The following is a 20,268-nucleotide window of genomic DNA, read 5'->3' on the forward strand; positions in this document are numbered from 1 at the left end:
GCCACCGCGGCGACCAGTACCGCGCCGTCCGGGCCCGGCGCCGGGCGCACCGTGTGCCGGCCGCGGGCCATCGCCACCTCGGCGGCGCACCGCCCCTCGCGCACCATCACGTTGAAGTTGACGACGGGGCCTGCGGCGAGCCGGCAGTCCGTGGCGGCGCCGCCGGGGAAGGACAGCGGCCGGAACGGCTCGGTGACGGCGGTCCGCTCACCGTCCACGGTCAGCTCCATGCCGCCCCCGGCCACCATCGTGAGGACGCGCCGGACGCCGGGCAGCGGGGAGTACGGGCCGTCCCGGTCCACGTCCGCCAGGCTGACCCGCCAGTCGAAGGCGTCCCAGCCCGCGCCGGGCGGCCCGGCGGCGATCTCCCGGGTCACGCCGCCCCCGTTGCTCCAGGGGGCGGCGGCGCGTCCGGCGGCCGGCAGCAGTTGCACCCGGTGCATCAGACGGTCAGCACGACCTTGCCGAAGAGGTCGCCCTCCGCCATCTTCGCGAAGCCCTCGCGGGCCCGGTCCAGCGGCAGTTCGGAGTCGATGACCGGCTTGACGCCCTTGGCCGCGCAGAAGCTGAGCAGCCCGGCCAGCTCCTCCTTGCTGCCCATCGTCGAGCCGACGACCTTCAGCTCCAGGAAGAAGATGCGGTTCAGCTCGGTCTTCTCGGGGTTGAAGCCGCTGGTGGCGCCCGAGATCACGAGCGTGCCGCCGGGCTTGAGGGACTTGACCGAATGCGACCAGGTCGCGGCGCCGACGGTCTCGATCACCGCGTCGACCCGCTGCGGCAGCCGCTCGCCGGTTGCGAACGCGCCCTCGGCGCCCAGGTCCAGCGCACGCTTGCGCTTGGCCTCGTCCCGGCTGGTGGCGAAGACCCGCAGGCCCGCCGCCGCGCCGAGGACGATCGCCGCGGTGGCCACGCCGCCGCCCGCGCCCTGGACCAGTACCGAGTCCCCGGGCCGCACGCCCGCGTTGGTGAAGAGCATCCGGTACGCGGTCAGCCAGGCGGTCGGCAGACAGGCGGCCTCCGCGAAGCTGAGCTCCTTCGGCTTGGGGAGTACGTTCCAGGCGGGGACCGCGACCTGCTCGGCGAAGGTGCCCTGGTAGCGCTCGGTGAGGATGGAGCGCGGCTCCTTCGGGCCGACGCCGTGGCCGGTCTGGCCGATCACGGAGTGCAGGACGACCTCGTTGCCGTCCGCGTCGACGCCGGCCGCGTCGCAGCCGAGGATCATCGGGAGGGCTTCTTCGCCGAGCCCCACACCGCGCAGCGACCAGAGGTCGTGGTGGTTGAGGGAGGCGGCCTTGACGTTGACGGTCGTCCAGCCGGGGCGGACCTCGGGAGCCGGGCGCTCACCCAACTCCAGGCCGCTGAGCGGATCGTCACGGTCGATTCGGGCGGCGTAGGCAGCGAACATGATCCGAACGTACGCCGCGGAGTGCGGTAGCGGAACCACGACGCGGTGTGACACGCGCCCCTTCGGGGGCGCGGGGAACTGCGCGCTCAGCCACGGCGTGGCCGCGCCCGGCAACGAGGGCGTACCCCAACGGCGCCTGGCCGGGCAGCCCGGCGGCCGCCGCAAACGCACCGCGCCGCCACCGTACGCATCCGGTCGTACGGCGGCGGCGCGGTGTGCGAGGTCAGCGGCGGGCGACGCCCTCCGCACGGGCGGCGGCGGCCACCGCGGCCGTCACGGCCGGGGCGACCCGGTCGTCGAACGGCGAGGGGATGACCTTGTCCGCGCTCAGCTCGTCGGCGACGACGGCGGCCAGCGCCTCGGCGGCCGCGAGCTTCATGCCCTCGGTGATCCGCGAGGCCCGCACCTGGAGGGCGCCCGCGAAGATGCCCGGGAAGGCGAGCACGTTGTTGATCTGGTTCGGGTAGTCGCTGCGCCCGGTGGCCACGACCGCGGCGTACTTGTGCGCCACGTCCGGGTGGATCTCCGGGTTCGGGTTGGCCATCGCGAAGATCAGCGAGTCCTTCGCCATCTTCGCCACCGCCTCCTCCGGGACCGTGCCGCCGGAGACGCCGATGAAGACGTCCGCACCTTCCAGCGCCGATTCCAGGGAGCCGGTGAGGCCGCCCTTGTTCGTGAAGCCGGCCAGCTCGCGCTTGACGTCCGTCAGGTCGTCGCGGTCCGCAGAGACGATGCCCTTGCGGTCGCACACCGCGACATCCCCGATGCCCGCCTCGATGAGGATCTTGGCGATGGCGACGCCCGCCGCACCGGCGCCCGAGATGACCGCGCGCAGCTGCCCCAGCGCGCGGTCGGTGAGCTTGGCTGCGTTGCGCAGCGCGGCCAGCGTGACCACGGCGGTGCCGTGCTGGTCGTCATGGAAGATCGGGATGTCCAGCTTCTCCTGAAGCCGGCGCTCGATCTCGAAGCAGCGCGGCGCGGAGATGTCCTCCAGGTTCACGCCTCCGAAGGAGGGCGCGAGCCGCACGACCGTGTCGATGATCTCGTCGGTGTCCGTGGTGCCGAGCGCGATCGGCACCGCGTCGACTCCGCCGAACTGCTTGAAGAGGATGGCCTTGCCCTCCATCACCGGGAGGGACGCCTCCGGGCCGATGTCGCCCAGGCCCAGCACCGCGGTGCCGTCCGTGACCACGGCGACGACCTGCGACTTCCAGGTGTACTCGTGGACGAGCTCGGGCTGCTCGGCAATGGCGCTGCACACCTTGGCGACGCCGGGCGTGTACGCGAGGGACAGGTCGTCCCGGTTGCGCACCGGCACCGTCGCCTGGACGGCCATCTTGCCGCCCCGGTGGAGGGCGAAGGCCGGATCGAACGGTTCTCCGTCCGTGCTGCTGTCGCTGCGAGGATTGACGATCTCCGCTGCCACTTGTCTGACCCCTTTATTCGTAAAACAGTTGAGGGTGGCCACTCCCTGGTTGAGGGGTGGGCGGGCACCGCGTCCGCGCCCTGAGCGACGGATGACCGCCGCGCGGGGGGAGGTACGGACGCCGGGCGCGCCGCACACGCGCCCTGAGCCCCGGATGAGGGGTGTAACGACCCTTTGTACCCGACGGGTGCGACCGCCGACGAGTCAGATTGGTTACCCTCGCGTTCTCAATTCCGACAATAGTCGCGAACCGCTCGAAAAGCCGGACGCGTGGATCATCTTCCGTCCACATACCGAGACTTCGGGCCCGTACCGCCTCCGCGGCGGTCCGGGCAAGCCCGTCATCCGGCGCTGACCAGCCTTGCCACGTCCGTTATGCGATTTTGACCTGTTCGGCAGTCCGAATACCGGAGTCCGGATGGCAAGATTCCGTGACCGAACGAGGTCGCGATGCCCGATGGTGTGTGCCCGGCCCCCAGCCGGCCGGTTTCCACCCCGGTTTCCCGCCGGCTCCCACCCCCGGTTCCCCACCGGCTCCATCCGTTCCGCAGCAGGAGGAAACGCATGACCGCAAGTTCCCGCCGTCGCCCGGCCTCCGGCAGGTCACGCACGGCCGCCGGCGCAGCGACAGTGGTCGTGGCCGCCCTCCTGCTCAGCGGCTGCGGCGACCAGACGGACGCCGCCATCGCCAAGCGCGAGGCCGCGAAGACCCGCAACGTGCACGCCCCGCTCTTCAAGAAGCTCCCCAAGGCCGTGCAGGACAAGGGTTTCCTCCAGGTCGGCTCGGACGCGACGTACAAGCCGGTGGAGTTCCGGAAGAACGGGGCGATCGTCGGCATCGACCCCGACCTCGCCGCCGCCATGAGCAAGCAGCTGGGCGTCAAGCTCAACTTCAACAACGCTACCTTCGACACCCTCATGGGCGGCCTGAAGTCCAAGCGGTACGACCTCGCCATGTCGGCGATGACGGACACCAAGGAGCGCCAGGAGGGCCTGGACTCCACCACCGGCAAGAAGATCGGCGAGGGCGTCGACTTCGTCGACTACTTCAACGCGGGCGTCTCGCTCTACGTCCAGAAGGGCAAGAGCGACACCGTCTCGGGCTGGGCCGACCTGTGCGGCAAGTCCATCGCCGTCCAGCGCGGCACCGTCTCGCACGACTACGCCAAGGACCAGGCGAAGAAGTGCAAGAAGGACGGCGAGGAGACGATCTCCATCGAGGCGTTCGACAACGACTCCGAGGCCCAGACCCGGCTGCGCACCGCCGGTGTGGACGCGGTCTCCAGCGACTACCCGGTCGCCGCGTACGCCGTGAAGACCTCCGGCGGCGGCAAGGACTTCGAGGTCGTCGGCGACCAGGTCGAGGCGGCCCCGTACGGCATCGCCGTCCCCAAGGGCCAGGCGAAGCTGCGCGACGCCCTCAAGGCCGCCCTGGAGGCGACGATCAAGAACGGGGACTACGCCAAGGTCCTCAAGAAGTGGCAGGTCAAGGACGCCGGGGTCAAGGAAGTGAAGCTCAACGCCGGTTCGTAGCCGCGCGCCGCCCTTCCCGCCCGCTGAACTCCGCCGAACCCCGAAAGGCAACATCCGTGTCTGTCGACGTCGACAAGGCGGCCAGGCCGCCGCAGGACGCTCCCCCGCCGCAGCCCGAGCCCATCAAGGCCGTCCCCGTGCGCCACTACGGCCGCTGGGTCGCCGCCGTGGTGGTCATCGCCGTGCTCGCGCTCCTCGTCCGGGCGTTCGCGACCGGCAACGTCAACTGGAACGCGATCCCCGACTACCTCTTCAACTCGGACATCCTGCGCGGTCTGCGCAACACCCTCCTGATCACCGTGCTCTCCATGGTGATCGGCGTGGTGCTCGGCGTGATCCTCGCCGTGATGCGCCAGTCCAAGAACCCGGTGACCTCGACCGTCGCGTGGTTCTACATCTGGTTCTTCCGCGGCACGCCGGTCTACGTCCAGCTCTTCCTGTGGTTCAACCTGGGCCTCGTCTTCCAGTACATCGACATCATGCCGGTCTACAAGGACGAGTGGTCGGACTTCATGACCCCGTTCCTGTGCGCGCTGCTCGGCCTCGGCCTGAACGAGGCCGCGTACATGGCGGAGATCTGCCGCGCCGGCCTGACCGCCGTCGATGAGGGCCAGACCGAGGCCGCGCAGGCGCTCGGCATGAGCCACGGCAGGACGCTGCGCCGGATCGTCGTGCCCCAGGCGATGCGCGTGATCGTGCCGCCGACCGGCAACGAGGTCATCAACATGCTCAAGACCTCCTCGCTGGTGATCGCGGTCCAGTACTACGACCTGCTGCAGTCCGCGCAGAACGTCGGCCGGGACTCCGGCGTCGTCGTGGAGATGCTGATCCTCGCCGCCGTCTGGTACCTCGTCGCCACCAGCGTGCTCAGCGTCGGTCAGTACTACCTGGAGCGCCACTACGCCCGCGGCTCCAGCCGCCAGCTCCCGCTCACCCCGCTGCAGCGCGCCAAGGCCAAGCTGTCCGGCGGCTTCAACCGTTCCGCCGGAGGTGCCGCATGACGGACAAGACCAGCAACAAGGCCGTCCCCATGGTCAAGGCCGAGGGCGTCCACAAGTCCTTCGGCGCCGCGCACGTCCTCAAGGGCATCGACCTGGAGGTCGCGCCCAAGGAGGTCTTCTGCCTGATCGGCCCGTCCGGCTCCGGCAAGTCGACCTTCCTGCGCTGCATCAACCACCTGGAGAAGATCAACGCCGGCCGGCTCTCGGTCGACGGCGAGCTGGTCGGCTACCGCGAGCACAACGGCAAGCTGCACGAGCTGCGCGACCGGGAGGTCGCGGCCCGCCGCCGCGACATCGGCATGGTCTTCCAGCGCTTCAACCTCTTCCCGCACATGACGGCGGTGGAGAACGTCATGGAGGCGCCCGTCCAGGTCAAGCGCGAGTCCAAGGCGTCGGCCCGCGAGCGCGCGCTGAAGCTGCTGGACCGGGTGGGCCTGAAGGACAAGGCCGGCAACTACCCCTCGCAGCTCTCCGGCGGCCAGCAGCAGCGCGTGGCGATCGCCCGCGCGCTGGCCATGGAGCCCAAGCTGATGCTCTTCGACGAGCCGACCTCGGCCCTCGACCCGGAGCTGGTCGGCGACGTCCTGGACGTCATGAAGGACCTGGCCGCCGACGGCATGACCATGGTCGTCGTCACCCACGAGATGGGCTTCGCCCGGGAGGTCGGCGACTCGCTGGTCTTCATGGACGACGGCGTGGTCGTCGAGTCCGGCCACCCGCGCGACGTCCTGACCAAGCCGCAGCACGAACGCACCAAGTCCTTCCTGTCGAAGGTCCTCTGAGGCACGCGGTACGCGGGAGGGGGCGGTAGGGGCGGGCACGCCCGGTACCGCCCCCTCCCGCATTCGTCCCTACTTCAGCCCCAGCACCATCGCGTCCGACGGCGAGGCCCAGACCGTGCGAGCCTCGGCGAAGCCGGCGTTCCGGAGGGCCTGTGCGTGCCACTCCGCCGAGGGGGTGTCGCCGTCCGCGTGCTCGCCGTAGATCTCGAACCGCTCGGCGGTCGGGCCTGCCAGCACCGGGTCGGCGGCCGCGAGCGCCCACCATTCCTTCCAGTCCACCGCGCCGGCCGCCTTGGCCGCGTCCATGCGGGCGTGCCGCTGCGCCCGGTCGGCGGCGTTCAGCCGGGGCGTCGCCGGGTCGGGCATGTGGTCGGCGTTCAGGAAGACGCCGCCCTCCCGGACCAGGCCCGCCAGCTGCCCGTACAGCACGCTCAGCTCGTCGCTGTGCAGCCAGTGCAGCGCGGTGGCGGTCAGTACCGCGTCGTACGTCTCGTACGGCAGCTTCGCCGGCCACGCCGGGTCCTTCAGGTCGGCCCGGACGAACTCCACCCGCCGCTCGCCCGCGAAGTACCCCTCCGCGATGGCCAGCAGCGCCGGGTCGAGATCGACGCCCGTGCTGAGCGCACCCGGCAGCCGCTTCAGCAGCCGGTCGGTGATACTGCCGGTGCCGCACGCGAGGTCCAGGACGCGCGGCTCGGGACCCGCCACCGCCTCGACCATGTCCAGCATCACCCGGAACCGCTCCTCGCGGTCCGGCAGGTACCACTCCTGCTGCCGGTCCCAACTGTCCTGCCACGCCCGCCAGTCCGCCCGTGCCACGGCCTCGGTCACCGGAACCCCTCTCGCCTGTAATACCCTCGAACAGACAACGCCCATTACGGGCTCAGTACGCAGACTAGCCCGCGCCCGGTAAGGACTACAAGTGGAACTGGCCTATTACTCGGACTATGCCGTGCGGCTGGTCAACAGCGAGCAGCCGGAGCGCGGCACCGACACCCTGACCTCGGTCGAGGCCGTACGCGCCCTCTTCGGCCCCGCCCAGCACACCGCCCGGCGCGCCACGGACGCCGACGTGACCCGCCTGCGCGCCGTACGGGCCCGGCTGCGCGCGATCTTCGAGGCGGCCGGTTCCGGGGACGAGACCCTCGCCGTCGACCTCCTCAACGCCCTGCTCATGGAATACCCGGTCAGCCCGCAGATCTCCGGGCACGAGACGCGAGACGCCGACGGCCGCCCCGACTGGCACCTGCACATCGCCGACCACGCCGCCAACGCCACCGCCGGCTACACGGCCACCGCCTGCATGGGCCTGGCCGTCCACCTCACCGAACTGGGCGTGGACCGCCTCGGCAGCTGCCAGGCGGCGCCGTGCCGCAACGTCTACCTCGACACCTCCACCAACCGCTCCCGGCGCTACTGCTCCGACCGCTGCGCCACCCGCGCCAACGTCGCGGCCTACCGCGCCCGCAAGCGCCAGGAGTCGGCCGCCGCCGCCCGCACCGAGCCGGAGAAGGCCCCCGAGGAGCCGGAAGGCGCGGGCGGCTAACGCCGGACGTTCCGTACCGGCCGGACCGCCGACGCCGCCCAGGACAGCACCCCGACGACCGACCGCCGCACCTCGCGCGGCGGCCGCACCCGCAGCCAGGCGCGGGCGACCACCAGCTCGTCGGGCACCGTGCCGAACTCCCGGCTGTCGTTCTCCACGAAGGGGTTGTCCCCCTGGACCCACCAGCCGCCGTCGCGCCGCTCCACCGCCCGTTTGACGATGAGCAGATCCTGCCGGAAGGGGTGTTTCAGGACGATCACGTCGCCCGGCCGCACTACCGCGCCGTACCGGACCACCAACTGGTCCCCGGGCCGCAAAGTGGGCACCATCGAGGGGTTGTACACCTCCGCCAGACCGATCGTCCGGAGCGGTCCCCTGCCCTCCCGGCCCTGCTCCTGCCCCTGATCGGGCCAGCGCTCATGCACCTGCTCCGGCATCCGGCACCTCCCGGTCCGTTCCTCCACCAGTCCCAGCCTGACACTGGACTTTTGCCCTAAGACCCCCGGGGCACCCGAGAAAAGCCTTCCCGTACCGAGTAATCTCGCACCTGAGAAGACGATCACGAGGAAGGACTGAACATGCTTTCCCGCCTGTTCGCCCCCAAGGTGAAGGTCAGCGCCCACTGCGACCTGCCCTGCGGTGTCTACGACCCTGCCCAGGCCCGCATCGAGGCCGAGTCGGTCAAGGCCGTGCAGGAGAAGTACCAGGCCAACGAGGATGCGGACTTCCGCACCCGCGCGGTCCTCATCAAGGAGCAGCGCGCGGAGCTGGCCAAGCACCACGTTTCGGTGCTGTGGAGCGACTACTTCAAGCCCCCGCACTTCGAGAAGTACCCGGAGCTGCACCAGCTGGTCAACGACACCCTCAAGGCCCTGTCGGCCGCCAAGGGTTCGAACGACCCCGCCACCGGCCAGAAGGCGCTGGACTACATCGCCCAGATCGACAAGATCTTCTGGGAGACCAAGAAGGCCTGACTCTGGGCCGGGCCCGTTGCCCCGCGATTGCGCGGTTCTCCTGGCCCATCCGACCGCACCCGGTCCGCAGGCCGCCCGAATACGGCGGCCACGGCGGACCGGGTGCGGTCTTTTCCGTCCGGCCGCTCCCGCCCCAACGCGCCTTTGGCCGCGGCGGGTTCGGCGGTGGGGCCGGTCGTGGTGACGGAGTGGCGTTCCGTGGTCACCCGCAGGTGTCGGCTCGGCCGTAGGCGCGCGGCACGGGAGTGGTTTGCCGTCGGGGCCGGAGGGTTACCCGTTGAGGCAGGCCTTTTCGAGAGGACCACCTACCCGGGCAAGTGATCGTATGACGGATTCGTCCGCCGCGGCGGAGCTGGTGCTGGCCGCAGCCTCCGAGGGAGACGCGCGCAGGCTCCCCGAGCGGCTGTGCGAGGCCATGTGTGTGGCCCTTCCGGTGGACGGCGCGACGATCTCGCTGCTCACCGATACCCCCGACCGCCAGCTCCTGCACGCGTGCGGCGAGTCGGCGATGCGGCTGGAGGAGGTCCAGTTCGAGGTGGACGAGGGGCCGTGCGTGACGGCGGCGGCGACCGGGCAGGCGGTGATCGTGGCCGATCTGCACGGCCGGCTGACGCAGTGGCCGATCTTCGGCGCCGCGGCGCGCCACGCGCTCGGGAAGATCGGCTCGGTGTACGCCTTCCCGATGAGCGACGGCTCAGAGGAGCACCCCGTGGGCTCCGTCGACCTGCTGCGGCACGAGCCGTGGGACCCGGACGAGGAGACCGTACGGGAGTGTGCGCGGGCCACGCGCGCCGCGACGGTGGCGCTGCTGACGGCCCCGACGGCCCTGCCGTGGAACCCGACGCCGATGATGGACGCGCACTGGGGCCGTACGCACCGCGCGGCCGGGATGCTCTCCCAGGAGACGGGCGTGCCCGTGGCCGAGGCGCTCGCCCGGCTGCGCGCCGACGCGTTCGTCACCGGGAAGCCGCTGCCCGAGATCGCGGAGGAGACGCTGGACCGGCTGCACGGCGGAACGCACGGCGGTGGCGCCTTCGACGAGGGCCGCGGCCCGTACGGCTCCTGAGGAGAAGAGGCCAGCCGGCTCTGAGGAGCAGCGGCTACCGGAGTGCCGCGGCGTCCAGCGTGCCGTCGATGACCCGGCGAGCGACGTCGGCCAGCCGCTCACGGTTCCGGCGGGCATAGCCGCGCAGCGCCTCGAACGCCTCGTCGACGCCGGTCGCCCAGCGCTCCGCGAGCACGCCCTGGGCCTGCTCGATGACGGTACGGCTGACGAGCGCCGCCTGCACCTGGACCCGTTCGACGTTGCCCTGCTCGATGGTGTGCTGCTGGAGGACGGCGATGGTCGCCACGTCGGCGAGCGTCCGGCCCAGCCGTACCCCCGAGGGGTCCAGCGTGTGCGGTCCCGCGTGGAGCATGCCTATCGCGCCGATGCTCCGCTGCCGCAGCCGCAGCGGCAGCGCGTGGGCGGTGGCGTACCCCGCCTGCCGGGCCCGCTCGGCGAACACCGGGAAGCGGGCGGTGTCGGCGGGCGCGGCGAGGGAGGCGTTCACCAGGGCCTCGCCGGTGCGGTAGCTCTCGGCGCAGGGGCCCTCCTCGCCCTGCACGGCGAACAGCTCCAGCAGTCCGGTGCGTTCGTCGGAGGCCGCGAGCACCTGCAGGTCACCGTGCGGATCGGCGAGCATGATGCCGACCGCGGTCACGTCGAGGAACTCGACGCCCCGCGCGCACAGCCGGTGCAGCGCGTCGATCAGGTCGAAGTCGTCGATCAGCGTGCCGACCGCTTCGCCGAACGCCTGCAGCACCCTTTCCTGCGGAGCCACCGCCATCATCCCCTCTTCCGGCCAGACGGGTCCGGCTCGGGTCCATCATTGCGAAAGTCCAGGCGCCTGGCGACCACGTCCTCGGCGACCTCCAGGATCGGCCGGCCGTGCCGGTAGGCGTACGCGCGCAGCCGGAGGAGCGCCTGGGACAGCGGTATTCCTGCCTGCACGCTGATCATGCCGGTCGCCTGGTGGACGGCCGCACGATAGAGGTCGGACGGGCGCTCCACGGCCATGAGCGCGTCGCTCGCGGCCCCGCCGTCCAGGAGCACGGCGGTCAGCGCGCCGGTCAGGATCAGCGCGTCGTCCATACTGGCGTCGGTCAGCGGCCCGCTCGCCCGCCGCTGGAGGGTCAGTACCCCCATGCAGACGCGGCCGACCAGCAGCGGGAAGCAGAAGACCGCGCCGACGCCGAGCGCCGCCAGCTCCGGCAGCAGCACGGGCCAGCGCCCGGCGGGCAGCCGGCCCAGGTCCGGCTCCACCACCAGCGAGCCGTGGCCCACCGCATCGACGCCGGGGCCCTCGCCCAGTGTGAACTGCAGGTCCTCCAGCCGGCGGCTGTCGCCCTCCGACGCCCACACCAGCTCGGAGGTGCCGTCGCTGGTCAACAGTGACAGCGCGACGCCGTCGACGCCCAGCACCCGGGCGCAGCCCTCGGGGTCGCTGCCGATCAGTCCCCCGGAGCCGGTGACCGGGTGCAGGGTCTGCAGCACGGCCGCCATTCCTGCGCTCGTACCCATCGGCGGTCACCTGCTCTCCCCTACCCGCCACACCAACAGCTCCAGACCATGCCCCAGTGGGCGATTCCACCAGCCTATCCGCTGCGCGCCCGCTGCCGAAGGCAACCCGGGCGGTAACGCTGCGGGGGCTTTGCGGCGCAGAGAGGAATGCGGGTGCGGAAAGCGCCGGCAGAAATGCGGACGGAAACGCCCCGGCGTGCCACCGGCCGTGCTCCATTCATCTTCGTCGAGGCGTTTTGGCGCCGGATGGGAAAATCCCGTGAGCAACCCCCACGACTCCGTGCCGGTGAACGGTCCGTACGCCCCGCAGGGCCATTACGACGCCGGGCAGGCCCCGTACGACCCCGGCCCGGCAGCGCCGTACGACCAGGGGCAGCCGGGGTACGGCGGCCCGAGCCGGGAGCGGTACCGCCGCCCGCGCGACGGCGCCGGCACGGCACGCACCGCATTGATCATCCATACGATCGCCGACATTGCCGCGGCGTTCCTCGTCCTGTGGATTCTGCTTTACCTGCTCGGCGCCAACCAGGCGAATGTGTTCGTCGATTTCGTGGAGAGCGTCGCGGACGGACTCGCATGGTGGTCGCAGGACATTTTCACCATGGACACGGAAGGACTTCGCGTGCTCCTCAATTACGGGCTGCCTGCCGTGATTTACCTGCTTGTCGGTCATGGCATTTCCGCCCGGATCCGCCGCCTCTGACCGAATTCCGGAGCGGCCGGGGCGGCCGGGGCGGCCGCTCAGCGCAGCCGCGCCGCCCGGGTCTGCAGATAGCGCTTCTCCGGGACGCTGAGCGCGCGTTCGGCGGCGCGACCGTATGCCGCGCGGGCCTCGGCGCTCTCCCCGGCCTGCTCCAGCAGGTGCGCGCGGACCGCTTCGAGGCGGTGGTGGTCCGCGAGATGCGGGTCACCGGCGACGGTGGCGAGGAGGTCCAGGCCGGCCCGGGGCCCGCTGACCATGGCGAGCGCGACCGCCTCGTTGAGGGTGACCACCGGGCTCGGCGCGATCCTGGCCAGCAGGCGGTACAGGCCGAGGATCTCGCGCCAGTCGGTGTCCTCGGGCCGCTCCGCCTCGTCGTGCACCGCGGCGATCGCGGCCTGGAGCTGGTACGGGCCGAGGGCCGTGCGGCGGAGCGCGTCGCTGACCAGCGCTACGCCCTCGGCGATCGCCGCCCGGTCCCAGGCGCCGCGGTCCTGTTCGGCGAGCGGGACGAGCGACCCGTCGGGCGCCGTGCGCGCCGCGCGGCGGGCGTCGGTCAGCAGCATCAGGGCCAGCAGCCCGGCCACCTCGCCGTCCTCCGGGAGCAGCGCGCGCAGCGACCGGGCCAGCCGGATGGCCTCCTGGGCCAGCTCGACGCGCTGCAGCCGGCTGCCGGAGGTCGCGGTGTACCCCTCGTTGAAGATCAGGTAGAGGATCTGCAGGACCGCGCCGAGCCGCGCGTCGCGCTCCTCGGGGGCCGGCGGCGCGAAGTGCCCGCCGGCCGCCTTGATCCGCTGTTTGGCGCGGCTGATCCGCTGCGCCATGGTCGGCTCCGGCACCAGGTAGGCGCGGGCGATCTCGGCGGTGGTCAGGCCGCCGACGGCGCGCAGCGTCAGCGCGGTCTGGGCGGCCGGGGTCAGCGCGGGGTGGCAGCACAGGAAGAGCAGGGTGAGGGTGTCGTCCTCGCTGGGAGCGCGGCTCTCCCCCGGCGCGGGGGCGTGGAACTCGTCGCGCGGCGTCAGCGCGTACGCGGTCTCCTCGCGCCGCCGCCGCGCCTCCTCACCGCGCAGCAGGTCCGTGAGCCGGCGCGCGCCGACCTTGATCAGCCAGCCGCGCGGGTTGTCCGGGCGGCCGGCCCCGGGCCACTGGACCGCGGCGGCCAGCAGCGCTTCCTGTACGGCGTCCTCGGCGAGGTCGAAGTGCCCGTACCGCCGCACGAGCGCGCCGAGGACCTGCGGCGCGAGCGCGCGCAGCAGGTCCTCGGTCCGTTCCGGTGCGCCCACGGCCCCCGGTCGCCTCAGACGTCGCAGGGCGGGTTGTCGGGGATGGACCGGATGGTGACGGGGCCGTTCTCGGCGCCCTCGGGGACCGGACACTGCAGGATGCGCTTCGCGATCTCGGTGGCGCGGTCCAGGGACGCGCAGTCCAGGAGCCAGTAGCCGCAGAGCACTTCCTTGGTCTCGCCGTAGGGGCCGTCGGCGACGACCGGTACGCCGTCCTTGCCGGGGGACACGACGCGAGCCTGCGCGGGCTCGCTCAGCCCCTGCCCGTCGATCATCTCGCCGTTCTCGGCGAGGTCGTTGTTGAGGTTCTCCATGAACTGGAACATCGCCTTGAGGTCGCCCTCGCTCCACCGCACCTTGCCGGAGTCCTTGCCGTTCATGGCGTCGTAGTGGGCCTGGCTCGCCTGGATCATCAGCATGTACTTCATGTCACTCACTCCTCGGGAGCTGTCGGCGTCCGGCCGGGCGCCTCTCACCGGAGACGTCGGAGCCGACGGCCGGTCCTCGACACGAGGAGGAGAAAAATCTTCGGAGAATTCCGGCTGCCCTGCCGCGTACGAGCCTCCGCCATGAATTCTCCTCGCGGCGCCCGCCCCCCGCACGGCATACGGGGCAAGCGCGCCGCGCCGTTCCGGATCCCGCCCGGGCGCGGTCAGGGCGTGCGGAGGCAGCGTGTCCCCTCGAGCAGCGGTCGGCTAGGACCCCACCGCCAGCAGGCTCTCGTGTCGGACCAGCCACTTGCGGTACGCGGTGCTCGCCCAGGCCACTTCCATGTACGCGGCCCGCAAGTCGTCGAAGAGCGCGTCGACCCACTCGGTGTCACGCCCGCCGCCGCGGTACGCCAGGAACAGCCGTACGGCCAGCGGGTCGCCGCGCAGCGGGCGGACGACCATGCCGTGGCGGGGGCGGGAGGTCGGCTGGCAGGGCGTGACGACCTCGCCGGCCGCGACCAGGTCGGCCGCCGCGAGGTAGTCGCCGTGCACCACGCGCGGGTCCATCCCGGCCGCGGTGAAGATCCGCCGCAGCCCGGCCCACTCGCCGTCCACGGACGGGTCGACCATCCACTGGTCCTCGGCGAGGTCGGCGAGCGTGACGGCCTCCAGCCCGGCCGCCGGGTGCGTCGCCGGGAGCGCCATGAACTGGGGCTCCCGGGCGAGGAGTTCGCGTTCTTCCAGCCCGTCGGGGACGCGCAGCGGCGAGCCCTCGACCTCGTGCACGAAGGCCGCGTCGAGCTGACCGGCGGCGACCATCTGCAGCAGGGTGTTGCCCGACAGGTCGATCCGTATCGTGGTGTCGGTCTCGGGCAGCCGGGCCCGCAGCCGGCGCAGCCAGCCCGCCACCGCGCGGCTGCCGGTGCTGCCCACGCGCAGCCGTGCGCCCTGCTCGCGCACCACCGCCGACCTGGTCTCGTCGACCAGCGCGGCCATCTCCGCCACTATCGGCCGGGCGCGGTGCAGGACGGTGTGGCCGAGCGGCGTCGGCCGGCTGCCGGAGCGCTCGCGGATGAAGAGCTGGCCGCCCAGCGCGTTCTCGATGCGCCGCAGCTGCGTGGTCAGGGAGGGCTGGGTCATGCCCAGTTGCCGGGCGGCCTTGCGTACGCTGCCGGTGTCGGCGATGGCGCACAGCGCACGTAGGTGCCTCACCTCAAGCTCCACGCGCGGAGCATAACGACGTCCTTACGTGTCGCACCAGCCACCTGAACCCCGCGAAGCACACATTTCTCAGGGGTTATTGGACTGTCCTATCGCCACATGGAATCTCCGCGCCCCCCGGATGTCTCCCTCAGACTCAGCGGCACCACAGTTCATCCGCGGGTCCCGGCCGTTGCCCCACACCTCGGCCGGGTCCCCCGGACACTAAGGAGCCCCCCACATGAGATCTCCCAAGACGGTGCTGTCGGCCGCACTCGGTCTGGGCCTGGCAGCGAGCCTGGCCGCCACCGTCCCCGCGGTGGCCAGCCCCTCGGCCGCCCCCACGGACAACAAGGTGACGGCGGCCCGGTACGTCGGCTCGGCCGCCGAGAAGGCCGACACCAAGCGGTTCTTCGAGGCCGTGCTGAAGTCCGCGCTCGCCAAGCAGAAGAAGACCGGCGCCGCTTCGGTGACGGTGACGTACGACGCGAGCGGCGCGCCGAGCTTCGCCCAACAGATATCCAGCAGCGCGCAGATCTGGAACGGTGCCGTCTCCAACGTCAAGCTCCAGGCCGGCAGCGGCGGCGCGGACTTCTCCTACCGCGAGGGCAACGACTCGCGCGGCTCCTACGCCAGCACCGACGGCCACGGTCACGGCTACATCTTCCTGGACTACCAGCAGAACCAGGAGTACGACTCCACCCGCGTGACCGCGCACGAGACCGGCCACGTCCTCGGCCTGCCGGACCACTACGAAGGCCCGTGCAGCGAGCTGATGTCCGGCGGCGGCCCCGGCCCGTCCTGCACCAACTCCCAGCCGGACGCCAACGAGCGCGCCGAGGTCGACCAGCTCTGGGCGAACGGCCTGACCGGCGCCCACTTCGGCAAGGCGTCCTGACCCTCCCCGAACCGTCGGCCGTCGGCCGCCCGCCGATGACCACGGGCCGACGGCCGGCCGGCGCTCCGCGCTGAGACGCGCGGTGGGAGCTGCGACTCCCACCGCGCGCGCTTTCCCCCCACCGCGCACGGCGCACCGCACTCCCCCGCGCGTTTCAGTGTGCAGCGCCCCGGGCCCCGAGAAGCCCGGGCTCATTTGACACCCGCAAACATGGGATGTTCCCATCACCGGAGTAATCCACTGAAGCAATCGCGGCGTCGGACGAGGCGCGCGCACTCGGAGAGGGGACCGCCGGCCCATGCCGCTGCGCAGCACGATCCGCACCAGCCTGGTGGACCTGGTCATCGACCAGATGGAACGCCTCATCGCCGACGGCGAGTGGCCGGTGGGCGCGAAGATCCCCGCCGAGCCGGTGCTCGTCGAGCAGCTCGACGTCGGCCGCAACACCGTCCGCGAGGCGGTCCGCGCCCTCGTGCACACCGGCATGCTGGAGCCCCGCCAGGGCGACGGCACCTACGTGCGCGCCAGCAGCGACTTCGGCGCCGCGGTGCAGCGCAGGCTGCGCCGCTCCGGCGACCTGGAGGCGTACGAGGTCCGCGCGAGCCTGGAGCGGGACGCGGCGCGCTACGCCGCGCTGCGCCGCACCGACGAGGACCTCGTCGCGCTGCGCGCCGCCCTCGCCCACCGCGACGACATCTGGCACACCGGCGACACCGCGGCCTTCATCGAGGCCGACATCGCCTTCCACCGCACCGTCGCCGCCGCCGCGCACAACAGCGTCCTGGCCGACCTCTACGGGCACCTCACCGACGCGCTGCGGGCCACGCTCCGGTCCGTGATCGCCGCCCCGGTGCCCGACTCCGTACGCCACCAGTTCGGCGAGCACGCCGCCATCGTGCACGCCATCGCGGCGGGCGACCCGGACGCCGCGGAGCAGGCCGCGCTGGCCCACCTCAACGAGGCCATGACGGCGCTGCGGGAGCAGGACTGATGCCACACCCGACCCAGGAGGCCACCCCCGTGCGCACCGACGAACGGCCGGACGCCCGTATACCCGCCCGGACGCCCTCGGACGCGCCCCCGGTACCCGCGGCCGGGCCCGGCCCCGTACGCGGCACCCTCTACCTCGCCGTCGGTGTGGTCCTGCTGGCCCTCAACCTCCGCCCGGCGCTGGTCGCGGTCTCCCCGCTGGCCGACACCATCCGCACCGACAGCGGCATGTCGGCGGCCGCCACCAGCCTGCTCACCGCGCTCCCGCTGCTCTGCTTCGGGCTGCTCGCCCCCGTGGCGCCGCGGCTCGGCCGCCGCTTCGGGCTGGAGCGGTCGCTGCTCGGCACGATGGTGCTGATCTGTGCCGGTACGGCGCTGCGACTGGCCGACCAGGTGGCCGCGCTGTTCGCCGGCACGGTCGTCATCGGCGCCGGCATCGCGGTGGCCAACGTGCTGCTCCCCGGCCTGATCAAGCGCGACTTCCCCGAGCGCACCGGGCTGATGACCGGCCTGTACTCCATGTCGCTGTTCGGCGGCGCGGCGCTCGCGGCGGGCGTCACCGTACCGCTGCGCACCGCCACCGGACTCGGCTGGCAGGCCACGCTGGCCTGCTGGGGCTCGCTCGCACTCCTCGCGCTGCTGGTCTGGCTGCCGCAGCTCCGCTCCCGTACGCGGGTCTCCGAGGGCGCGGCGCGGCAGGCGGCGCATCCGGTGCGCGGCCTGTGGCGGTCCCCGCTGGCCTGGCAGGTCACCGGCTACATGGGCCTGCAGTCGCTGAGTTACTACGCGGCCACCGCCTGGCTGCCGACCATGCTGACCGGCGCGGGGATGAGCGCGGGCGACGCGGGCTGGATGCTGTCCTTCTCCTCGCTGCTGGGCATCGCGGGCTCCTTCCTCGCCCCGGTGATCGCGGGGCGCAGGCTGCGGACGGGACACCTGGCGGCGCTCGGCGCGGTGCTGTGCGCCCTGGGCCTGGCCGGGATGCTGGCCGCGCCGGCCGCCGGCGCGTACGTGTGGATGACGCTGCTCGGCCTCGGCCAGGGCGCGGCGATCAGCCTCGCGCTGCTCTTCATCGTGCGGCGCGCGCCCGACACCCGGCACGCCGCGCAGCTCTCCAGCATGGCCCAGTGCTTCGGGTACATCCTCGCCGCGGCCGGCCCGGCGGTGCTGGGCGCCGTGCACGACGCCTCCGGCACCTGGACGGTCCCGGTCGTCGTCCTGCTCGTCCTGCTCGTCCCGCAGGTCCTCGCGGGCCTGGGCGCCGCACGGGACCGGCACGTCGCGGGCCAGGGGTGAACCCGAGCGCCGTGATCGGCATACTGGGCGGCGCCCGCCCGTAGGAGCCGCCCCGGAGCCGCCCATGTCGATGATCCGCCACCTCCGCCGGGCCGTACGCCTGCCCGAACAGCGCAGCCGCGGCGTCGACCTCGCCCACCCGGCGCGCTCGCCGCTGGGCACCGCGGTCGTCAACTGCGCGGTGTACGAGGACGGGGTGCGGCTGACCGGCGACCACCCCGTGGCGGAGGCGGTGCACCGGGTACGCGCCTCGGGCGACGGGTTCGTGTGGATCGGGCTGCACGAGCCGTCGGAGGCGGAGTTCGCGGGGATCGTGGAGCTGTTCGGGCTGCACCCGCTGGCCGTGGAGGACGCGGTCCTCGCCCACCAGCGCCCCAAGCTGGAGCAGTACGACACCAACCTGTTCACCGTCTTCAAGACCGCCTGCTACGTCGACCACGACCGGCTCACGGCGACCAGCGAGGTCGTGGACACCGGCGAGATCATGGTGTTCACCGGCGAGGACTTCGTCATCACCGTCCGGCACGGCGGGCACGGCTCGCTCGGCCCGCTGCGCGAGGCGCTGGAGGCGAACCCGGAACAGCTCGCGCTCGGCCCGTCCGCCGTCCTGCACGCCATCGCCGACCTGGTCGTCGACGACTACCTGGAGGCGACGGCGGCCGTCCAGGACGACATGGACGAGGTGGAGAGCGCGGTCTTCGCCGAGGGCGGCCGGAACGCCGACGCCGGACGCATCTACCAGCTCAAGCGCGAACTGCTGGAGCTGAAGCGGGCCGTGGCCCCGCTGGACCGGCCGCTGCACCAGCTCTCCACCCAGCCGCTGGCCCAGGTGGACCCGCGCATCCGCACGTACTTCCGGGACGTCGCCGACCACCTGGCCCGGGTCACCGAGCGCATCACCGCCTTCGACGAGCTGCTGAACTCGATACTCCAGGCGCACCTCGCGCAGGTCACCATCGCGCAGAACGAGGACATGCGCCGGATCAGCGCCTGGGTCGCGATCCTGGCCGTCCCGACGATGGTGTGCGGCGTGTACGGCATGAACTTCGAGCACATGCCGGAGAAGCACTGGGTGTTCGGGTACCCGCTGGTCATGGGCGTGATCGTGGCGGCCTGCGCGGTGATCCACCGCGGGTTCAAGCGGAACGGCTGGCTGTAGCGGGGCGGCCGCCGGACGCGGGCCGTGCCGGGACGTTCCGGGCCGTGCCGAAGCGTTCCGGCACGGCCCGCGGCGCTCAGGAGCCCGACGCGCCCAGCACCTCCGCCTCCTTCTCCGGGGACAGCCGGACCAGCGGGCGGTCCGGCCGCTGCGGCGCCCGGCCGCCGATCGACTCCAGCCAGTCCCAGGTGTCCGCCACGGTCTCCGCCACCGGACGGCAGCGCAGCCCGGCGGCGTACGCCTTCTCCACCCCCGTACGGTGCAGCGTGTCGTGGTCCTTCGAACCCGGCGGCAGCCAGACCGGCAGCTCCGTCCACGGCTCGATCCCGGCCGCGAGGATCTCCTCCGGGGCGGTCCAGCGCAGCTCGGCGGCCGACCCCGTGACCCGGACGCACGCCTCCAGCAGCTCGCCCATCGTGGCGTGGCCGCTCCTGCTGATCATGTTGTACGGGCCCGACAGCCCCGCCTCGACGGCGTGCAGGACCCAGGCGGCGAGGTCGCGGGGGTCGATGTACTGGATCGGGAGGCCGTGCGGCCCCGGGGCCAGTACGGGGCCGCCGCGGGCGATCCGGGACAGCCACCAGGGCAGCCGCCCGACGTTCTCGTAGGGACCGATGATCAACCCGGCCCGCGCGAGAACCGACCGGCCCGCGCCGAAGGACTCCTCGACCGCCAGCTCACCGCCCCGCTTGGCCTCCGCGTACGGTACGTCGCCCGCGTCCGGCGCGCCCGCCACGAGAGGGGCCTCCTCGCCCAGCCCCGCCGCCTTCGGGTGCGCGTACACCGAACAGCTCGACACGTACACGTAGCGCCCCGCCCGGCCGGCCAGCAGCCGGGCCGTGTCCCGTACCGCCGAGGGCGCCCAGGACCAGGTGTCCACCACCGCGTCCCACTCCCCCGTGCGCAGCGCCGCGAGCCCCTCCGGGGCGGTGCGGTCCCCGTGGAGCACGGCCGCGCCCGGCGGTGCCTCGTGGCGGCCCCGGTGGAACACCGTGACCTGCCACCCCTGTGCGAGGGCCGCCTCGGTCACGGCCCGCCCGACGAACTCCGTGCCACCCAGCATCAGCAATCTCATACCGCC

22 protein-coding genes are annotated in these 20,268 nt (G+C 72.3%); 11 read left to right on the forward strand and 11 right to left on the reverse strand.

Translation table 11 applies throughout. The features are described 5' to 3' along the window. The 3 genes from ABT381_RS12485 to ABT381_RS12495 form a co-directional block, all read right to left on the reverse strand. The coding region (locus tag ABT381_RS12485) for a HutD/Ves family protein (protein ID WP_351591881.1) at positions 1-434 on the reverse strand (434 nt) is incomplete at its 3' end. Positions 435-442: 8 nt separating this feature from the next. Beyond that, entirely contained in the window at positions 443-1,405 is a 963-nt protein-coding gene (locus ABT381_RS12490) for a zinc-binding dehydrogenase (protein WP_351591884.1), read from the reverse strand. Positions 1,406-1,628: 223 nt separating this feature from the next. Beyond that, positions 1,629-2,831, reverse strand: coding sequence for an NAD(P)-dependent malic enzyme (locus tag ABT381_RS12495; RefSeq protein ID WP_351591887.1), 1,203 nt, complete (start codon positions 2,829-2,831; stop codon positions 1,629-1,631). Between the two features lie 564 nt (positions 2,832-3,395). On the opposite strand from ABT381_RS12495, the gene ABT381_RS12500 reads away from it, so the two are divergent. Genes ABT381_RS12500 through ABT381_RS12510 form a run of 3 tightly spaced genes read left to right on the forward strand, consistent with a single transcriptional unit; the run spans position 3,396 to position 6,147 of the window. Beyond that, positions 3,396-4,364 (forward strand): ABC transporter substrate-binding protein, encoded by a 969-nt coding sequence (locus tag ABT381_RS12500; protein WP_351591890.1) that lies wholly within the window; start codon positions 3,396-3,398, stop codon positions 4,362-4,364. A 56-nt stretch (positions 4,365-4,420) separates the two neighbouring features. Beyond that, positions 4,421-5,365: an amino acid ABC transporter permease gene (locus ABT381_RS12505; RefSeq protein ID WP_351591893.1), complete on the forward strand. Its 945-nt coding sequence runs from the start codon at positions 4,421-4,423 to the stop codon at positions 5,363-5,365. Positions 5,366-5,394: 29 nt separating this feature from the next. Next, positions 5,395-6,147 carry an amino acid ABC transporter ATP-binding protein gene (locus ABT381_RS12510; protein WP_351591999.1) on the forward strand — a complete coding sequence of 251 codons (753 nt, stop codon included), beginning with the start codon at positions 5,395-5,397 and terminating at the stop codon, positions 6,145-6,147. Between the two features lie 69 nt (positions 6,148-6,216). Here the strand turns inward: ABT381_RS12510 and ABT381_RS12515 are convergent, their stop codons facing one another. After that, the gene (locus ABT381_RS12515; RefSeq protein WP_351591896.1) at positions 6,217-6,978 is read right to left on the reverse strand and encodes a class I SAM-dependent methyltransferase; all 762 of its coding nucleotides are present in this window, start codon (positions 6,976-6,978) and stop codon (positions 6,217-6,219) included. A 91-nt stretch (positions 6,979-7,069) separates the two neighbouring features. On the opposite strand from ABT381_RS12515, the gene ABT381_RS12520 reads away from it, so the two are divergent. After that, positions 7,070-7,693 (forward strand): CGNR zinc finger domain-containing protein, encoded by a 624-nt coding sequence (locus ABT381_RS12520; RefSeq protein ID WP_351591899.1) that lies wholly within the window; start codon positions 7,070-7,072, stop codon positions 7,691-7,693. Here the strand turns inward: ABT381_RS12520 and sodX are convergent. After that, the gene (gene sodX, locus ABT381_RS12525; RefSeq protein WP_351591902.1) at positions 7,690-8,130 is read right to left on the reverse strand and encodes a nickel-type superoxide dismutase maturation protease; all 441 of its coding nucleotides are present in this window, start codon (positions 8,128-8,130) and stop codon (positions 7,690-7,692) included. The genes ABT381_RS12520 and sodX overlap by 4 nt on opposite strands. A 141-nt stretch (positions 8,131-8,271) precedes the next feature. On the opposite strand from sodX, the gene sodN reads away from it, so the two are divergent. Then, positions 8,272-8,667, forward strand: coding sequence for a superoxide dismutase, Ni (gene sodN, locus ABT381_RS12530; protein ID WP_030085982.1), 396 nt, complete (start codon positions 8,272-8,274; stop codon positions 8,665-8,667). A gap of 325 nt (positions 8,668-8,992) precedes the next feature. Next, complete coding sequence (locus tag ABT381_RS12535) at positions 8,993-9,733, forward strand: GAF and ANTAR domain-containing protein (protein ID WP_351591906.1); 741 nt, start codon at positions 8,993-8,995, stop codon at positions 9,731-9,733. A 34-nt stretch (positions 9,734-9,767) separates the two neighbouring features. On the opposite strand, the gene ABT381_RS12540 is transcribed toward ABT381_RS12535, so the two are convergent. Both ABT381_RS12540 and ABT381_RS12545 read right to left on the reverse strand, forming a co-directional pair. Continuing rightward, on the reverse strand, positions 9,768-10,496 hold the full coding sequence (locus ABT381_RS12540; protein ID WP_351591908.1) for a GAF and ANTAR domain-containing protein: 729 nt from the start codon (positions 10,494-10,496) through the stop codon (positions 9,768-9,770). Further along, positions 10,496-11,230, reverse strand: a complete 735-nt coding sequence (locus tag ABT381_RS12545) for a GAF and ANTAR domain-containing protein (protein WP_351591910.1) — start codon at positions 11,228-11,230, stop codon at positions 10,496-10,498. The genes ABT381_RS12540 and ABT381_RS12545 overlap by 1 nt, the downstream gene beginning before the upstream one ends. A 286-nt stretch (positions 11,231-11,516) precedes the next feature. Here ABT381_RS12545 and ABT381_RS12550 point away from each other — a divergent pair, with 286 nt between their 5' ends. After that, a complete protein-coding gene (locus tag ABT381_RS12550) occupies positions 11,517-11,933 on the forward strand; it encodes a hypothetical protein (RefSeq protein WP_467754578.1) in 417 nt (138 codons plus the stop codon). 38 nt (positions 11,934-11,971) lie between these two features. Here ABT381_RS12550 and ABT381_RS12555 read toward each other — a convergent pair whose 3' ends face one another. The 3 genes from ABT381_RS12555 to ABT381_RS12565 form a co-directional block, all read right to left on the reverse strand. Then, positions 11,972-13,213 carry an RNA polymerase sigma factor gene (locus ABT381_RS12555; RefSeq protein ID WP_351591914.1) on the reverse strand — a complete coding sequence of 414 codons (1,242 nt, stop codon included), beginning with the start codon at positions 13,211-13,213 and terminating at the stop codon, positions 11,972-11,974. 14 nt (positions 13,214-13,227) lie between these two features. Beyond that, on the reverse strand, positions 13,228-13,641 hold the full coding sequence (locus ABT381_RS12560) for a YciI family protein (protein ID WP_351591917.1): 414 nt from the start codon (positions 13,639-13,641) through the stop codon (positions 13,228-13,230). Positions 13,642-13,908: 267 nt separating this feature from the next. Next, entirely contained in the window at positions 13,909-14,856 is a 948-nt protein-coding gene (locus ABT381_RS12565) for a LysR family transcriptional regulator (RefSeq protein ID WP_351591919.1), read from the reverse strand. A 229-nt stretch (positions 14,857-15,085) separates the two neighbouring features. Between ABT381_RS12565 and snpA the strand changes: the two genes are divergently transcribed. From snpA to ABT381_RS12585, 4 genes are all read left to right on the forward strand, one after another. After that, the gene (gene snpA, locus ABT381_RS12570; RefSeq protein WP_351591922.1) at positions 15,086-15,742 is read left to right on the forward strand and encodes a snapalysin; all 657 of its coding nucleotides are present in this window, start codon (positions 15,086-15,088) and stop codon (positions 15,740-15,742) included. A gap of 298 nt (positions 15,743-16,040) precedes the next feature. Next, on the forward strand, positions 16,041-16,733 hold the full coding sequence (locus ABT381_RS12575) for a FadR/GntR family transcriptional regulator (protein ID WP_351591924.1): 693 nt from the start codon (positions 16,041-16,043) through the stop codon (positions 16,731-16,733). Beyond that, the gene (locus ABT381_RS12580) at positions 16,733-18,028 is read left to right on the forward strand and encodes a CynX/NimT family MFS transporter (RefSeq protein WP_351591926.1); all 1,296 of its coding nucleotides are present in this window, start codon (positions 16,733-16,735) and stop codon (positions 18,026-18,028) included. Before ABT381_RS12575 ends, ABT381_RS12580 begins: the two co-directional genes overlap by 1 nt. Positions 18,029-18,098: 70 nt before the next feature. After that, positions 18,099-19,187 carry a magnesium and cobalt transport protein CorA gene (locus ABT381_RS12585; RefSeq protein ID WP_351592002.1) on the forward strand — a complete coding sequence of 363 codons (1,089 nt, stop codon included), beginning with the start codon at positions 18,099-18,101 and terminating at the stop codon, positions 19,185-19,187. Positions 19,188-19,263: 76 nt separating this feature from the next. Here ABT381_RS12585 and ABT381_RS12590 read toward each other — a convergent pair whose 3' ends face one another. Next, positions 19,264-20,262 (reverse strand): NAD-dependent epimerase/dehydratase family protein, encoded by a 999-nt coding sequence (locus ABT381_RS12590; protein ID WP_351591929.1) that lies wholly within the window; start codon positions 20,260-20,262, stop codon positions 19,264-19,266. Positions 20,263-20,268 lie beyond the last annotated feature (6 nt).

Source organism: Streptomyces sp. NPDC000151, assembly GCF_040301705.1.
GTDB lineage: Bacteria > Actinomycetota > Actinomycetes > Streptomycetales > Streptomycetaceae > Streptomyces.

What these genes read in the sequence shown, in the direction of transcription:
- ABT381_RS12490 (WP_351591884.1), bottom strand. Translation starts at nt 1,405, where the DNA reads ATGTTCGCTGCCTACGCCGCCCGAATCGACCGTGACGATCCGCTCAGC.
- ABT381_RS12500 (WP_351591890.1), top strand. Translation starts at nt 3,396, where the DNA reads ATGACCGCAAGTTCCCGCCGTCGCCCGGCCTCCGGCAGGTCACGCACG.
- ABT381_RS12510 (WP_351591999.1), top strand. Translation starts at nt 5,395, where the DNA reads ATGGTCAAGGCCGAGGGCGTCCACAAGTCCTTCGGCGCCGCGCACGTC.
- sodX (WP_351591902.1), bottom strand. Translation starts at nt 8,130, where the DNA reads ATGCCGGAGCAGGTGCATGAGCGCTGGCCCGATCAGGGGCAGGAGCAG.
- sodN (WP_030085982.1), top strand. Translation starts at nt 8,272, where the DNA reads ATGCTTTCCCGCCTGTTCGCCCCCAAGGTGAAGGTCAGCGCCCACTGC.
- ABT381_RS12535 (WP_351591906.1), top strand. Translation starts at nt 8,993, where the DNA reads ATGACGGATTCGTCCGCCGCGGCGGAGCTGGTGCTGGCCGCAGCCTCC.
- ABT381_RS12540 (WP_351591908.1), bottom strand. Translation starts at nt 10,496, where the DNA reads ATGGCGGTGGCTCCGCAGGAAAGGGTGCTGCAGGCGTTCGGCGAAGCG.
- ABT381_RS12545 (WP_351591910.1), bottom strand. Translation starts at nt 11,230, where the DNA reads ATGGGTACGAGCGCAGGAATGGCGGCCGTGCTGCAGACCCTGCACCCG.
- ABT381_RS12560 (WP_351591917.1), bottom strand. Translation starts at nt 13,641, where the DNA reads ATGAAGTACATGCTGATGATCCAGGCGAGCCAGGCCCACTACGACGCC.
- snpA (WP_351591922.1), top strand. Translation starts at nt 15,086, where the DNA reads ATGAGATCTCCCAAGACGGTGCTGTCGGCCGCACTCGGTCTGGGCCTG.
- ABT381_RS12575 (WP_351591924.1), top strand. Translation starts at nt 16,041, where the DNA reads ATGCCGCTGCGCAGCACGATCCGCACCAGCCTGGTGGACCTGGTCATC.
- ABT381_RS12580 (WP_351591926.1), top strand. Translation starts at nt 16,733, where the DNA reads ATGCCACACCCGACCCAGGAGGCCACCCCCGTGCGCACCGACGAACGG.
- ABT381_RS12585 (WP_351592002.1), top strand. Translation starts at nt 18,099, where the DNA reads ATGATCCGCCACCTCCGCCGGGCCGTACGCCTGCCCGAACAGCGCAGC.
- ABT381_RS12590 (WP_351591929.1), bottom strand. Translation starts at nt 20,262, where the DNA reads ATGAGATTGCTGATGCTGGGTGGCACGGAGTTCGTCGGGCGGGCCGTG.